This window comes from Vibrio sp. RE88, from assembly GCF_013113835.1.
GTDB lineage: Bacteria > Pseudomonadota > Gammaproteobacteria > Enterobacterales > Vibrionaceae > Vibrio.
Genome location: NZ_VTYQ01000007.1, coordinates 294278 through 308509, shown reverse-complemented (window position 1 = coordinate 308509; position 14232 = coordinate 294278). Strand labels below are relative to the sequence as shown.

Below are 14232 nucleotides of genomic sequence, written 5' to 3'. Positions count from 1 at the left end.
ATGAAGTGTTGGTCTAAGTTTATTCCTGTTGTGGCCTTAAGTAGCATACTGATTGGATGTGCTGCTCATTCCCCCGCGCCAGTTTCAGGTCTTAACAAAGACTACAGCTCTATCTCACGTGGCAGCTATCGAGGCAGTTACTATCAGGTCAAGAAAGGTGACACGCTTTACTTTATTGCGTACGTCACAGATAAAGATGTAAAAGATATCATTCGTTACAATGGCTTAACGGCGCCATACACCATCTTTCCTGGTCAAAAACTAAAACTTTGGCAACCTGCATATAACCCACCAGCGTACGGTGGTACAGGCGCGGGTGCGGTATCTGCACCTGTTGTTGTCGCAGCGGCATCAACACCATCTGTAAAATCGAGTAAAAACTCGAATCAAGCAATTAGCGCGCAAAGCGCGCAAAATAAACAAAAATCGGTTAAAAAAGATCCAGTTAAGAAGGTTGATCAATCAAAATCAAAGGAGTATGTTGGTTCTAAAAGTAAACAAAACGTTAACAAATCGGTCAGTAGCTCTAAACCAAAGAATGAGAAAATCTCTAAATGGTTATGGCCAACCAAAGGGAGGGTAATCAAAAACTTCTCAGCTGGAGATCAAGGGAATAAAGGCATCGACATTGCAGGACAGCGAGGTCAGCCGATAACGTCTACAGCTAATGGCACCGTTGTTTATTCGGGTAACGCGCTGCGCGGTTATGGTAATCTCGTGATTATCAAACATAACGATAACTACCTCAGTGCTTATGCGCATAATGAACGGTTGCTCGTACACGAAGGACAAAGTGTAAAAGCAGGCCAGAAAATCGCAACGATGGGCAGTTCTGGAACCAACAGTGTTCGTCTACACTTTGAAATTCGCTATCAAGGTAAGTCAGTGAATCCAAAACGCTACTTACCCTAATACTTAATAGGTAAATAGCGACATTAGAAGTAGTAATGTCTTGCTAGCTCGCCAGGGGGAGGCGCTATGAGTATCAGCAATACAGCAACGAAAGTCGAAGAGTTCGAACTTGAACCAACAATGGAATCAGTTCAGGCAAATGGACTCACTACCGCCAACCGCACTCAAGCAGAGGACGTCAAAGAGGAGTTTGACGCTTCCACGAAAAGCTTGGATGCCACTCAACTTTACTTGGGAGAAATTGGTTTCTCTCCACTACTCACCGCAGAAGAAGAAGTTTTGTACGCCCGCCGTGCCCTAAGAGGTGACGAAGCTGCGCGTAAACGTATGATTGAAAGTAATCTTCGCTTAGTGGTGAAAATTTCCCGTCGATACAGCAACCGTGGGCTTGCTCTGCTTGATCTGATTGAAGAAGGCAACTTGGGCTTGATTCGCGCGGTTGAAAAGTTTGACCCAGAGAGAGGGTTCCGATTCTCGACCTATGCTACTTGGTGGATCCGCCAAACGATTGAACGTGCTTTGATGAATCAAACTCGCACCATACGTTTGCCGATTCATGTGGTCAAAGAGCTGAACATCTATCTGCGTACTGCTCGTGAGCTATCACAGAAGCTGGACCACGAACCAACGGCAGAAGAGATTGCTACGCAACTCGACAAGCCAGTCGACGATGTCAGCAAGATGCTACGCCTCAACGAACGAATTAGTTCTGTAGATACCCCTATCGGTGGTGATGGTGAAAAAGCACTGCTGGATATCATTCCAGATGTGAACAACTCAGATCCTGAAGTGTCGACTCAAGACGATGATATCAAGTCTTCATTGATCCATTGGCTGGATGAACTGAATCCTAAGCAGAAAGAAGTCTTAGCACGTCGTTTTGGATTGTTGGGTTACGAGCCGTCAACACTGGAAGAAGTAGGACGTGAAATTAACCTAACTCGTGAACGTGTTCGTCAGATTCAGGTTGAAGGCCTACGCCGTTTAAGAGAGATCCTGATCAAACAGGGTCTGAATATGGAAAGCCTGTTCAGCATGAACGAAGAGTAAGTACTTCTTAAGTAAAGAAAAAAGCCTTGGCATTGCCAAGGCTTTATTATTTTATGTTCTGCTATTTATTAACTTTCTTTGGCGTTACTTGGAAACACCTTGACCAGCTTAATACGGTTCTCTTCTAACTCGACGATTTCCATTGGGTGCCCTGACACTTGAACGCTCAGGTGGCTTTCAGGAATATCCTCTAAATGCTCAAGGATCAAACCATTCAATGTGCGAGGACCGTCAGTTGGTAGCTTCCACATTAACCCTTTGTTGATATCGCGAATATTTGCACTGCCCTCAATTAAGAAACTGCCATCACCTTGTGGGGTGATTTCTTCGGATAAACTTGGTGCAATCGAAGTGGTGAATTCGCCAACAATCTCTTCAAGAATATCTTCCAGTGTAATCAAGCCTATGATGTCACCGTATTCGTTGACGATAAGTCCGATACGTTCTTTATTACGTTGAAACTTCAACAGCTGAATATTGAGCGGAGTGCCTTCTGGAATAAAGTAAACTTCGTCTGCGGCTCTGAGTAGAGTCTCTTTGTTAAACTCGTTTTTTTCCAGCATCAGTCGGTAAGATTCACGTAAGCGCAGCATACCGACGACTTCGTCAATCTGGTCGCGGTATAACACGACGCGACCATGAGGAGAGTGGGTCAGCTGGCGGACAATAGACTTCCAGTCATCATTAATATCGATGCCTGTGATTTCGTTTCTCGGCACCATGATGTCATTAACGGTGACATGCTCAAGGTCAAGGATGGAAATCAACATATCCTGGTGGCGTCTTGGGATCAGGCTACCGGCTTCGTTAACGACTGTACGCAGTTCTTCTGAACTAAGATGATCATCACCACCGTGATTAGCCCGAATGCCAAGCAAGCGTATAAAGCCATTAGTAATGAAGTTAACCAGCATCACTAGTGGTGACAGTAACTTCATCAAGATGCTGAGAAGGATACTGCTCGCGTAGGAAACGCGCTCGGGGTAGAGTGCTGCCAGCGTTTTTGGTGTTACCTCTGCGAAAACGAGGATCACCATTGTTAGCGCACCCGTTGCAATGGCAACCCCGATATCACCGTATAAGCGCATTCCGAGAATAGTCGCGATTGCTGAGGCGAGAATATTGACGAGGTTATTGCCAATGAGAATCAAACCAATCAAACGATCTGGGCGATCCAATAGCTTTTCGACGCGTTTAGCGCCTTTATGCCCATTATTCGCAAGGTGTTTGAGACGGTAGCGATTCAGAGCCATCATGCCGGTTTCTGAACCTGAGAAATATCCTGAAATAACAATCAGACACGCGAGTAGCGCAAACAAGAGACCCGTTGATATGTCGTCCAAAACTTATCTTTTCCTTTTGATGTTTGATTAATTTATGACCTAACAAAAGCGCTAAGTCAATCTCAGGTATCGGGCGAAGTATTGTAAAAGAAAGGTGCAGTCTATGCACCTTTGAATATCAATTAGTTAAGAATGATCTCGCGAACAAAGCGGCTGCCAAAATAAGCCAGTGTTAGCAAAGTCGCTCCGGCAACGGCAAACCAAGTCACTTTCCGACCCCGCCATCCTTTCTGATAGTGACCCCAGAGCAGAATGGAGTACACCACCCAGGCAATAAAGGACAAGATGCCTTTGTGCGCTTTTCCTTGAGCAAACATATCTTGCACAAAAATAAAGCCAGTGAGCAAGGTGCCGGTTAGCAGCAGGTTGCCAACCAAGATGATCTTAAAGAGTTGTCGCTCGACCATCAGCAATGGTGGTAGGTTCGGGTTAATCACTAAGGCTTTTTTGGTTTTTAATTTGTGATCTAACCAAGCCAGTTGCAGAGCATAAAGAGCACCAATGGTCAGCGTTGAGTATGAGAAAAGTGCCAGAGAAATGTGGATCAGCAGTTTTGGATCTTGCTCTAAATGAGTAATAAACGTACTGGGTAAGAAAGCGGCTGCAGATAAGTTGATTGCCGCAAAGCTATATACCACGGGCAGAAGAAACCACAGTCGTGTTCGTAGCATCGCCAGACTTAAAACCAGAGAAATAATAAAACTGATCAAGGAAGCGACATTGAGGATACTCAAATTCTGCCCTGATCCTTCAATAATCAAATCACTTAATAACCAGGCATGAAAAGCGAGCGCTAAGAAAGCACTGATCAAGACAGTTTTTGCTCGGATCCCTGTTTGATGTACAAGCCCCGGTACTATGGTTGCTATTGCTAAGAAATAGAGTATTGCAGCAGCAACGGCGATTAAGTTGTCCATTCTTCTCTAAGATCTGGTGGATTTTTAACAAATTATACCTTGCATCAACAGCTTGGGCTATGACTTATCTCCCTGATTTGTGTCACGGGAGAGATCAAATGTTATCACGGCAGTGCAAAGCGAGGACTGGCTAAGGTATACTCACAATAATTTGTCGTCATTTTAGGGCGACTACACTGTGAGTCGCTCAGGTAAAGAGACTAAGATGTTTGAGAATTTAACGGATCGATTATCCAAAACGCTGAAGAATATCAGCGGTAAAGGTCGTTTGACCGAAGACAATATAAAAGACACTTTGCGTGAAGTGCGCATGGCGCTGCTTGAAGCCGACGTAGCTCTTCCGGTTGTACGTGATTTTGTTAAACGCGTAAAAGAAGGTGCTGTAGGTGTAGAGGTATCTAAGTCTCTAACGCCTGGCCAAGAGTTCATTAAGATTGTTCAATCTGAACTTGAAGCCGTAATGGGTGAATCCAATGAGGCTTTAAACCTTGCGGCACAGCCGCCAGCTGTGATCCTTATGGCAGGTTTGCAAGGTGCGGGTAAAACTACCTCGGTTGGCAAGCTTTCTAAGCTGTTAAAAGAGAGAGACAAGAAAAAAGTCTTAGTTGTCTCTGCGGACGTTTATCGCCCAGCGGCGATCAAACAGCTAGAAACGCTGGCTTCAGACATTGGTGTCGATTTCTTCCCATCTTCGCCTGATCAAAAGCCGATTGATATTGCCAATGCTGCAATAGACCATGCGAAGAAGAAATTCTATGACGTTCTTCTTGTCGATACAGCGGGTCGCCTAGCGATTGATGAGCAGATGATGGGTGAGATCCAAGAGCTTCACTCTGCAATTGATCCTGTTGAAACTCTGTTTGTTGTCGATGCAATGACAGGTCAGGATGCCGCAAACACAGCGAAAGCGTTTGGCGATGCGTTACCACTGACGGGTGTGATCCTAACCAAGGTCGATGGTGATGCACGTGGTGGTGCAGCACTTTCGGTTCGTCATATCACAGGTAAACCAATTAAATTCTTGGGTGTCGGTGAGAAAACCGATGCACTAGAACCATTCCACCCTGATCGCGTTGCTTCACGTATTCTTGGTATGGGGGACGTACTGTCGCTTATCGAAGATCTACAACGTAATGTTGATACTGAGAAAGCAGAGAAGCTGGCGAAGAAGTTTAAAGAGAAGAAAGGCTTCGACCTTGAAGACTTCCGTGAACAACTTGGTCAGATGCAGAACATGGGCGGCATGATGGGCATGATGGATAAGCTGCCAGGCATGAGCAATTTGCCAGACAACGTCAAAGACAAAGTCGACGACAAGATGTTTAAGCAAATGGAAGCCATCATCAATTCCATGACCATGAAAGAACGCCAACGTCCTGAGTTGATTAAAGGCTCGCGTAAGAAACGTATTGCTGCGGGTTCTGGTACTCAGGTTCAGGATGTTAACCGCCTGCTCAAGCAATTCACTCAGATGCAGAAGATGATGAAGAAAATGCAGAAGGGTGGAATGAAAGGCATGATGCGCAACATGCAAGGCATGATGGGTGGCATGGGCGGTATGGGTGGAGGCGGTGGCTTCAACCCATTTGGGCGTTAAAATTCCCCTGCGATAAAAATTTCAAGGTGTTAGCTAGGTCACAAACTTAGATCTCGTTTTATGTTGGTGAAAAAGTAGCTAAATACCTTGCATTGCTCCGGAATAAGAGTAAAATTCCGGAGCTTTATTTTGGCACGAGACCCCAAACTGTTTTTCATTAAGCAGTTCCTGGGGTTAATTTTATTTTTGAGAAAGCAAAGAGGACGACATGGTAACCATTCGTTTGGCACGTCACGGCGCTAAGAAGCGTCCATTTTATCAAATCGTAGTAGCGGACAGCCGCAATGCTGCAACTGGCCGTTTCATCGAGAAAGTTGGTTTCTTCAACCCAACGGCTAAAGGTCAAGAAGAAGGTCTACGTCTAGACCTAGATCGCGTTAACCACTGGGTTGGTCAAGGCGCATCTCTATCTGACCGCGTAGCTAAGCTAGTTAAAGACGCTCAAAAAGCGGCTTAATTCTTAATTTAAGAAGTAGTAATTAGCTTATGTCGATGAAAGGTAATGAAACAATGAGCAGCGAGAAGATTGTTGTAGGTAAGTTTGGTGCTACTTACGGCATTCGTGGCTGGCTTAAAGTTTTTTCCTACACAGACAATACCGAAAGCATATTTGATTACGCACCTTGGTTTATTAACCAAAAAGGTGAGTGGGTTGAGCGAAAAGTAGAAAGCTGGAAGCGCCATAACAAAGGTTTGGTGGTAAAGCTGGAAGGTCTGGATGTGCGCGAAGACGCGCAATTACTGACTAACTTTGAAATCGCAATTGACCCTGCGGTACTGCCAGAATTGCCAGAAGATGAGTTCTACTGGCGTGATTTGATTGGAATGCAGGTTGTAACTGATAAAGGTTATGACTTAGGCACTGTCTCTGACATGCTTGAAACGGGTTCCAACGATGTTTTGGTGGTTAAAGCAAATTTGAAAGATGCTTTTGGGCAAAAGGAACGATTAATTCCGTTCCTTGAAGAGCAAGTGATCAAGTTGATTGATCGTGAAGCTCAACGGATCGAAGTTGACTGGGATCCTGGATTCTAAACTCCAAATTATCAGAGCGAGATAAACATGTGGGTTGGCGTAATTAGCCTATTTCCTGAAATGTTCCGTTCTGTTACTGATTTTGGAGTAACAGGTCAAGCGGTTAAGAAAGGTCTCTTGTCGATTGAGACTTGGAATCCTCGTGATTTCACTCACGACAAGCATCGAACTGTCGATGACAGACCTTACGGTGGTGGCCCAGGTATGCTTATGATGGTTCAGCCTTTGCGCGATGCTATCCATACCGCTAAACAAGCCTCACCGGGTAAGACGAAAGTTATTTACCTATCACCTCAAGGTCGTAAACTCGACCAGCAAGGGGTGGAAGAGCTGGCAACAAATGAGAATTTACTTCTGATTTGCGGCCGCTACGAAGGGGTAGATGAGCGTATCATCCAATCTGAGGTTGACGAAGAATGGTCAATCGGAGATTTCGTGATGACGGGTGGAGAGATTCCGGCCATGACGCTAATCGACTCGGTATCTCGGTTTATACCGGGGGTACTGGGAGATTTTGCGTCAGCAGAAGAAGATTCTTTTGCCAATGGTTTATTGGACTGTCCGCACTATACGCGTCCGGAAGTGTTAGATGGAGAAGAGGTACCGACGGTACTGAAATCCGGTAACCACAAGGACATTCGTCGCTGGCGACTCAAGCAGTCGTTAGGCCGTACCTGGATAAGAAGACCAGAGCTCCTGGAAAACCTAGCTCTGACTGACGAACAGGAATTATTACTCGCTGAGTTCATTAAAGAACATAACGCGAAGTAACCTATTAAATTTAGTATCAGTTTATTCTAGGAATATTGAAAATGAGTAACATCATCAAGGCTCTTGAAGAAGAGCAAATGAAAAAAGACCTACCTAACTTTGCACCTGGTGACACAGTTGTTGTTCAAGTTAAGGTAAAAGAAGGTGACCGTGAGCGTCTACAGGCTTTTGAAGGCGTTGTAATCGGTGTTCGTAACCGTGGTCTACATTCTGCATTCACTGTACGTAAGATTTCTAACGGTGAAGGTGTAGAGCGTACGTTCCAAACTCACTCTCCAATGGTTGATAGCATTGAAGTTAAACGCCGCGGTGCAGTACGTCGTGCCAAACTGTACTACCTACGTGAGCGTTCTGGTAAGTCAGCTCGTATTAAAGAGAAGCTTGCTAAGAAGTAATGCTATAACTAGCGTTCTCATAATATTAGCGGAGGCCTTAAGGCCTCCGCTTTTTTATTCGTTGCTTATAACTTCCTATCTACCGTTGTTATCGGCGCTCATTTACTGCCAAACTCAACCCCTCTTTCTAGGTTAGAAAGAAAAATATCTACGTCCTGAGCTACAAGTCGCTTGATAAAACAACCTGAGCGTTACGTTAGATAATAAAAGAGCCGATGTTCTCACATCGGCCCTCTATTCCTGCGTAAATGGTACGCCTCAATTAATATTGCTCTTCAGACCATCCATCAGAATCGGACATATCCGGTGCGCCTGGAATACTGTTCTCTTCATCGGCCCATTCACCAAAGTCGATCATTTGGCATTGTTTACTGCAGAATGGACGGTAAGGGCTTTGTTCTCCCCACTCGACGTCTGTACCGCATTTTGGGCAAGGTACGATGGTAATTTTGGACATGGGATTATCTCTGAAAATGTTTAACTCAGGTCGAGTATAGCGCTATCTCAGCTAGCTACATACTGCCAGACGGAACTGAATGTTATCGACGGAAGCCTGTCCCGAAGCAAAGTTGATGAATTTAATCGCAAAACGATTCTTATGGCCGGAAATCATAGGGAACACACCGTATTGCATTGGAATTTCGAGGCGCAGAATATTGGCCTCCTCAGCATCACTTTGGTAGAAGCCCGCGGTGGCTTCTTGTGGTTGGAAGTGACCTGTTTCTCGAGTTAGGCGTAACCAAAGCTTGAGAGCGTCTGTCAGGGGCTGAAGTGTATCCAACCAGAGGTTAGTGTCTCTGGTTTTTTGCTCTACAGGTAAGTGCAGCCAATGGTGAAGGGCTGGTAGGTCAAAGCAGCATGATCCACCGGGTAAGTTAAACCTTTGGCGTATAGCACTGAGAAAACGATCTTCTTTAAGGCTTTGACCAAAACGCTCTGCCGCCATCAACTTGCTGTGCACATTATCGACTTCAGCTAGGATGTTACTTAGCATGTCCTGATCGACCCCTTCGACATCAAGCCATGAGCGATAGGTTAAGCGCTGTTTTTCAATGTCTTTGGCCAGTTCACTTTTTAACTGTATTTGTTCGAAGATTTCTAACAGATCAAACAGGGAACGAAAGAACAACAAGTGCTGCATGTCATCACTAAATTGAGAAGAAACACTTAACTGATTCAGCAAAGCTTCAACGCGTAAATATATGCGAGTTTTCTCATTTAATGGATGTTCAAAAAAGTGCGTTGTCATTACATGCGGCCTTAGATTCTTCTTCCTTTATTCTCACCGATTTTCCCTACATATTTCTAGGTACTTTTGATGTAATTCTGTGATTTGAGGCAAAAGTTCTTGGTTTGTTGCATTATTTTTAATCACATCGTCTGCGATTGCCAGTCGTTGTGTGCGGCTAGCTTGCGCAGCTAAGATTGACTCTACTTGTTCCAGAGGAACACCGTCTCTTTCCACCGTTCTCTGCATTTGGGTTTGCTTGTCTACATCAACGACCAAGACTCGATCTGCCAAGCTCTGCAGGTTATTTTCGACCATTAACGGAATCACCAGCAAACCGTAAGGCGACGTAACCTTAGCGATATCAGCCTGCATTTTTTTGCGAATCATGGGGTGAAGCAATCCATTGATCCAAGCTTTTTCTTCTTCATTGGTAAAGATGACTTCTCTAAGCTTAGCTCGGTTTAATGTTCCGTCTGGCAGTAAGATATCCGACCCCCAACGCGTCTCAATGGCTTTTAACCCTTCGCTTCCGGGTTCAACCACTTCTCTAGCCACGACATCAGCGTCAACAATGTCGATGCCAAACTGGCTGTGAAAAAGGTTGGCGACGGTGGTTTTTCCGCTGGCAATACCGCCAGTCAATCCGACAACAAAAGGCATATCAGATCCCCAAAATTTGTGTGAAGTACCAATTTATGATGCTTTCTCCCCACATCGCACTGACCCATCCGGCGATGGCGAGATAAGGGCCGAATGGAAAAGCCTTATCAATCCCTTGCTTTTGTAGTCGCAGCTGAATGATGCCAAAGACTAGACCTACTAATGAGGAGAGTAACACGACAACTGGCAAGTACTGCCAACCTAACCAAGCCCCGAGTGCGGCAAGAAGTTTGAAATCCCCATAGCCCATGCCTTCTTTACCAGTGAGCAGCTTGAAGCCCCAGTAGACAGACCATAAGCACAAATAACCAGCCATGGCGCCAACAACAGAGTCTTGCAGGGAAACTGGGCTGAAGCCGAATAAGGCAAGAGCAATACCCGACCAAATGAGCGGAAAGGTAAGCTGGTCTGGCAGCAGCATGGTATCAAAATCAATGAATGTTGCCGCAATCAGGACAAAGGTAAAAAACAGCAGGGCGATGCTAAAGACGTTCAGTTCAAACTGATAAGCGATAGCAAAGCTCATTGCGCCTGAAAGCAGCTCGATCAGCGGGTAGCGAGGGCTTATTTTTGCTTGGCAGGCACGACATTTACCACGTAAAAGCAGCCAGCTCACCACCGGGATGTTGTCGAGGTTACGGATTTGCGTTTTACAGCTTGGGCAGGTGGAGCGAGGAACACTGAGGTTATAGGTGCCGTGTGGAGGCTCGATACCGTATTCTGGGAAGCTTTCAGCACACTCATGTCGCCATTCCCGTTCCATCATTTGAGGTAAACGGTGGATCACTACGTTAAGAAAGCTGCCAATGATCAGGCCCAAAATAGTAGCAAGTGTGGGAAACAACCACGGGTAATAATTAAACAGATCCATAAATGATTCAGCTGGTTGTGCACGTCATATTTGAGTAATGGCGGATATACTATCCCATAATGTTCATTAAGTTAAAGATAGGCAGATACATAGCGATCACCAAACTTCCCACTAACCCGCCAAGTAGCAGGATGAGTATGGGCTCGATAGCTTTGCCTAGGTTCTCGATGACGGATTCAACGTCTGCTTCATATTGATTGGCGATTTGGTTGAGCATCTTATCAAGCTGGCCGGACTCTTCCCCTATCATGATCATTTGCAATAGAAGCTCAGGGATGTGGCCTGACTGGCGCATTGCCGTATTCAGGGCAACCCCAGTACTTACCTGCTGTGTGACTTGTTCGATAATTCGCTGATAGTGACGGTTATCTGTGGTACGTGCCGCGGTATTTAAGCACGAAATGATGGGTAAGCCAGAGTTCAGGCTAATGGCAAGCGTATGACTGAAGCGAGCTAACGAAGCTTTCACTATGACATTGCCAATAATCGGCAGGTGGGTTTTGATTTCATCAAGCCAAAAGCGAAATCGACGCGAACAGCGATAACCAAGCGTAATACTCAGAGCCGTGAGAATAAGGCCTATCGTGAGGTGGATGCTGTGATGTTGCGTTGTCTGAGATAAGGCCAGCACTTGCTGAGTGAACCAAGGCAGCTGTGCCCCGTATCCAACAAACATGCTCTCAAATTCAGGAATAACTTGGGTGAGCATTAAGAATGCGACAATTAACGCCGTCATGACCACTATGCTGGGGTATATAGCGGCACGCAGGACTTTGGCCTTGAGCTGTTGTGACTTTTCTCGATAACTCGCAATCCGTTCTAGGGATTCGGAAAGGCGCCCTGTCTGTTCTCCCACTCGAACAATATCCAGATAAAGATCATCAAAATATCGAGATGATTGCTTGAGCGACTGCGAAACAGATTGACCAGACTGGAGTTGTTGTTGAATCTGCCACAGGACAGATTTCATTTCAGCGCAATAAGTGTTTTTCGCAATCAGTTTAAGCGATGCAGTAATGTTCAAGCCGGACATCAGCATCGTTGACCACTGACGTGTGAATCGGGTGATGTCACGGGCTTTGATACGGTGTTTGATTTGCTGATAGCTGGAAGGAGAACGATGATGAATTAGGCGTACTTGAACGTTGCGTTCATTAAGTTGGTCAATCACCTGCGCTTCACACACTGCCAGTATCTTCCCTCTAACTCGAGCACCTGATGTGTTGATACCTTGCCATTGATACAGTCTCAATTTGGCTTGCATGTAGATTACTAGAACAGCACGCGCTGCAGTTCTGCCTGACTGGTGATACCTTGGGCCAATTTTTCTAAGCCCGCGTGCTGTAATGTTTGCATGCCTTGTTGTATCGCTAAGTCCTCAATTTGGAGTGCAGTGGAGCCTTCATTGACGGCTTGTGCAATTTCAGGTGTTACGGTGAGTACCTCATAAATACCAGTTCGTCCTGAGTAGCCTTGGTTGCAGTCCTGACAACCTTCAGAAGAAGCCTCGTAGTAGGCAGTCTGGTTTTTTGTTGGGTGCTTGCATTGAGGGCATAGGCACCTGATCAAACGCTGGGCAATGATGAGGCTAAGAGAAGCAGCAAGGTTGAAAGCTTCTATTCCCATATTCTGGAGGCGAAGAATAGCTTCTGCTGCTGAGTTGGTATGGAGTGTTGAAAGGACTAAATGGCCTGTTTGAGCCGCTTTGGTGGCTATCTCGGCAGTTTCTTGATCGCGAATTTCACCCACCATAACCACATCGGGGTCCTGACGTAGAAAGGCTCTGAGTGCCTGAGCGAAATCAAAGCCGATTTGAGGTTGAATTTGCACCTGATTGATTCCAGTTAGGTGAATCTCTACGGGATCTTCTGCCGTCGCGATGTTAATCTCATTCTGATTGATGATGTTAAGTCCACTGTATAAAGACAGAGTCTTACCGCTTCCCGTGGGGCCAGTGATCAGAATGAGTCCCTGAGGCTTGGTCAGCGCCTGACGATAGCTTTCGCTTTGAATGTGATTGTAGCCAAGGCTGCTTAAGTCAAAGCTGGTCATTCTGTTGTCGAGCAATCTAAGGACAATTTTTTCACCCCATATGGTAGGCAGAGTCGATACACGTATGTCGATAGAATCAGTTTGAGTCACATTGAGAGTGATACGACCATCTTGCGGGAGTCTGCGCTCGGCGATGTCCAGCTTAGCGAGGATTTTGAGTCTGGCGGTTAACCTTTGGCATAGTTGCTGAGGAGGTCGCTGCACTTCAACAAGCAAGCCATCACAACGAAACCGGACGCGAAACCATGATTCATGAGGTTCAAAATGGATATCAGAAGCTTGCTTACGTACTGCATCCAGCAGTATCTGCTGGATATAGCGACTGATTGGCGAGCTATCGTGATTGAGATCCTCACTGTCTATTAATTCATGTTCTTCAGTTTCGACTAACTGTTCAAGGTCTAGGACGCTAAGCTCTTTGTAGCCTAGAGCGTCGCTGGCGCTTTGAGCTCCATATAGGTTGTTTATCGCGCGGGCTAAAGTCGGTAACTCGGCCAATACGAGTTTGATTGCTAGGCCAGTTGCAAAACGAAATTCCTGTTCTATCTCAGAAATGGAAGGATCGGCGAGCGCTAGAGTAAGATGTTGTCGCTCTACCTCTAGTGGCAGTGCCGTGTGGCTGCGAATTAAGTCGCCAAGGCCGACCTGCTCGCAACAAGCTCGATAATCGAAGTCATCTAACGACATGATGGGGAGAGCATAGAGTTCACTGATAGCTGCTGTCAGCTGTTTGGATGTCAGGTCACTAATCTCTAGCAGAGCAGAATACGCATCAATTTGTCGGGTTTCTGTAGCTGATATTGCTTGCAGGGCTTGTTCTTCACTAATTTTATTTGCTTTTTTCAGCAAAAAGGGCAGTTCACTCATGGCTAGTGACTCGGGCACCAGTTTTGGCTGTCTGTGCCGCTGCAACTAACAGTCCACGATAGCCCGCTGTTGGAAGCATCAGGAGTCAGACTTACGCTGGCGTTACTCGGCAGTGATCCTTTCGCTCCAGACAATGCGGCTTTGATGATGCTAATAGCTCCGCTTGCCTGAGCTGAAACGTAGAAACCGTTGAAGTTTTGCTGAGAGGGTATGCCGTTACTGCCCGAAGTGCAGCTAGCGGCTGAAGCATTATTTGACAAGCATATCCCCACAGCGGTCTTCATTGAAGAAGTGGTACTTAGCATATCGCTTGCATGGGCACGCATGGTGTAGTTTTGGTAGGCAGGTACGGCAAAAGCAGACAATATGCCGATGATCGCTACAACGATCATTAGTTCTATCAGGGTAAATCCTCGTGGTGTATTGACTCTGGATAAAGTCATGTTGCTCTCCAACGCTGTTCGATTTGAGTCGCTGAAGAGTAATTGTTAGAGAAAGATTGAGAATACTTTGGTGAAGTGGGGAGTCGAG

16 protein-coding genes are annotated in these 14232 nt (G+C 45.8%); 7 read left to right on the top strand and 9 right to left on the bottom strand.

The window, feature by feature from the left end; all coding sequences use genetic code 11:
* Positions 1 to 912, top strand: a complete 912-nt coding sequence (nlpD, locus tag F0265_RS17955; RefSeq protein WP_171749899.1) for a murein hydrolase activator NlpD — start codon at positions 1 to 3, stop codon at positions 910 to 912.
* 66 nt (positions 913 to 978) lie between these two features.
* The gene (rpoS, locus tag F0265_RS17950) at positions 979 to 1962 is read left to right on the top strand and encodes an RNA polymerase sigma factor RpoS (RefSeq protein WP_171749898.1); all 984 of its coding nucleotides are present in this window, start codon (positions 979 to 981) and stop codon (positions 1960 to 1962) included.
* Positions 1963 to 2030: 68 nt separating this feature from the next.
* Here rpoS and F0265_RS17945 read toward each other — a convergent pair whose 3' ends face one another.
* Complete coding sequence (locus tag F0265_RS17945; protein WP_006958148.1) at positions 2031 to 3305, bottom strand: CNNM domain-containing protein; 1275 nt, start codon at positions 3303 to 3305, stop codon at positions 2031 to 2033.
* A gap of 122 nt (positions 3306 to 3427) precedes the next feature.
* Complete coding sequence (locus F0265_RS17940) at positions 3428 to 4222, bottom strand: inner membrane protein YpjD (protein ID WP_038164050.1); 795 nt, start codon at positions 4220 to 4222, stop codon at positions 3428 to 3430.
* A gap of 205 nt (positions 4223 to 4427) precedes the next feature.
* Between F0265_RS17940 and ffh the strand changes: the two genes are divergently transcribed.
* The 5 genes from ffh (at position 4428) to rplS (ending at position 8020) form a co-directional block, all read left to right on the top strand.
* Entirely contained in the window at positions 4428 to 5819 is a 1392-nt protein-coding gene (gene ffh, locus F0265_RS17935; RefSeq protein ID WP_021458280.1) for a signal recognition particle protein, read from the top strand.
* A 208-nt stretch (positions 5820 to 6027) separates the two neighbouring features.
* Complete coding sequence (rpsP, locus tag F0265_RS17930; protein WP_005438039.1) at positions 6028 to 6276, top strand: 30S ribosomal protein S16; 249 nt, start codon at positions 6028 to 6030, stop codon at positions 6274 to 6276.
* Between the two features lie 29 nt (positions 6277 to 6305).
* Complete coding sequence (gene rimM / locus F0265_RS17925) at positions 6306 to 6854, top strand: ribosome maturation factor RimM (protein WP_029236289.1); 549 nt, start codon at positions 6306 to 6308, stop codon at positions 6852 to 6854.
* A 27-nt stretch (positions 6855 to 6881) separates the two neighbouring features.
* Positions 6882 to 7625 carry a tRNA (guanosine(37)-N1)-methyltransferase TrmD gene (trmD, locus tag F0265_RS17920; protein ID WP_006958144.1) on the top strand — a complete coding sequence of 248 codons (744 nt, stop codon included), beginning with the start codon at positions 6882 to 6884 and terminating at the stop codon, positions 7623 to 7625.
* Positions 7626 to 7666: 41 nt separating this feature from the next.
* Positions 7667 to 8020, top strand: a complete 354-nt coding sequence (gene rplS, locus F0265_RS17915; RefSeq protein WP_006958143.1) for a 50S ribosomal protein L19 — start codon at positions 7667 to 7669, stop codon at positions 8018 to 8020.
* A 262-nt stretch (positions 8021 to 8282) separates the two neighbouring features.
* On the opposite strand, the gene yacG is transcribed toward rplS, so the two are convergent.
* The 7 genes from yacG to F0265_RS17880 are packed head-to-tail and all read right to left on the bottom strand — an operon-like array spanning position 8283 to position 14144.
* Entirely contained in the window at positions 8283 to 8477 is a 195-nt protein-coding gene (gene yacG, locus F0265_RS17910) for a DNA gyrase inhibitor YacG (protein ID WP_019277521.1), read from the bottom strand.
* A 51-nt stretch (positions 8478 to 8528) separates the two neighbouring features.
* A complete protein-coding gene (gene zapD / locus F0265_RS17905; protein WP_171749897.1) occupies positions 8529 to 9269 on the bottom strand; it encodes a cell division protein ZapD in 741 nt (246 codons plus the stop codon).
* A gap of 33 nt (positions 9270 to 9302) precedes the next feature.
* Positions 9303 to 9911, bottom strand: coding sequence for a dephospho-CoA kinase (coaE, locus tag F0265_RS17900; RefSeq protein ID WP_171749896.1), 609 nt, complete (start codon positions 9909 to 9911; stop codon positions 9303 to 9305).
* Position 9912: 1 nt separating this feature from the next.
* Positions 9913 to 10782, bottom strand: coding sequence for an A24 family peptidase (locus F0265_RS17895; protein WP_171749895.1), 870 nt, complete (start codon positions 10780 to 10782; stop codon positions 9913 to 9915).
* A gap of 49 nt (positions 10783 to 10831) precedes the next feature.
* A complete protein-coding gene (locus F0265_RS17890) occupies positions 10832 to 12046 on the bottom strand; it encodes a type II secretion system F family protein (protein WP_253809500.1) in 1215 nt (404 codons plus the stop codon).
* Between the two features lie 8 nt (positions 12047 to 12054).
* Entirely contained in the window at positions 12055 to 13701 is a 1647-nt protein-coding gene (gene pilB, locus F0265_RS17885; RefSeq protein WP_171749894.1) for a type IV-A pilus assembly ATPase PilB, read from the bottom strand.
* Positions 13702 to 13703: 2 nt separating this feature from the next.
* Positions 13704 to 14144, bottom strand: coding sequence for a prepilin-type N-terminal cleavage/methylation domain-containing protein (locus tag F0265_RS17880; protein ID WP_171749893.1), 441 nt, complete (start codon positions 14142 to 14144; stop codon positions 13704 to 13706).
* Between the last annotated feature and the right edge of the window lie 88 nt (positions 14145 to 14232).

Coding starts and splice junctions, on each gene's coding strand:
- nlpD (WP_171749899.1), top strand. CDS start 1: ATGAAGTGTTGGTCTAAGTTTATTCCTGTTGTGGCCTTAAGTAGCATA.
- rpoS (WP_171749898.1), top strand. CDS start 979: ATGAGTATCAGCAATACAGCAACGAAAGTCGAAGAGTTCGAACTTGAA.
- F0265_RS17940 (WP_038164050.1), bottom strand. CDS start 4,222: ATGGACAACTTAATCGCCGTTGCTGCTGCAATACTCTATTTCTTAGCA.
- ffh (WP_021458280.1), top strand. CDS start 4,428: ATGTTTGAGAATTTAACGGATCGATTATCCAAAACGCTGAAGAATATC.
- rpsP (WP_005438039.1), top strand. CDS start 6,028: ATGGTAACCATTCGTTTGGCACGTCACGGCGCTAAGAAGCGTCCATTT.
- rimM (WP_029236289.1), top strand. CDS start 6,306: ATGTCGATGAAAGGTAATGAAACAATGAGCAGCGAGAAGATTGTTGTA.
- trmD (WP_006958144.1), top strand. CDS start 6,882: ATGTGGGTTGGCGTAATTAGCCTATTTCCTGAAATGTTCCGTTCTGTT.
- rplS (WP_006958143.1), top strand. CDS start 7,667: ATGAGTAACATCATCAAGGCTCTTGAAGAAGAGCAAATGAAAAAAGAC.
- yacG (WP_019277521.1), bottom strand. CDS start 8,477: ATGTCCAAAATTACCATCGTACCTTGCCCAAAATGCGGTACAGACGTC.
- zapD (WP_171749897.1), bottom strand. CDS start 9,269: ATGACAACGCACTTTTTTGAACATCCATTAAATGAGAAAACTCGCATA.
- coaE (WP_171749896.1), bottom strand. CDS start 9,911: ATGCCTTTTGTTGTCGGATTGACTGGCGGTATTGCCAGCGGAAAAACC.
- F0265_RS17895 (WP_171749895.1), bottom strand. CDS start 10,782: ATGGATCTGTTTAATTATTACCCGTGGTTGTTTCCCACACTTGCTACT.
- F0265_RS17890 (WP_253809500.1), bottom strand. CDS start 12,046: ATGCAAGCCAAATTGAGACTGTATCAATGGCAAGGTATCAACACATCA.
- pilB (WP_171749894.1), bottom strand. CDS start 13,701: ATGAGTGAACTGCCCTTTTTGCTGAAAAAAGCAAATAAAATTAGTGAA.
- F0265_RS17880 (WP_171749893.1), bottom strand. CDS start 14,144: ATGACTTTATCCAGAGTCAATACACCACGAGGATTTACCCTGATAGAA.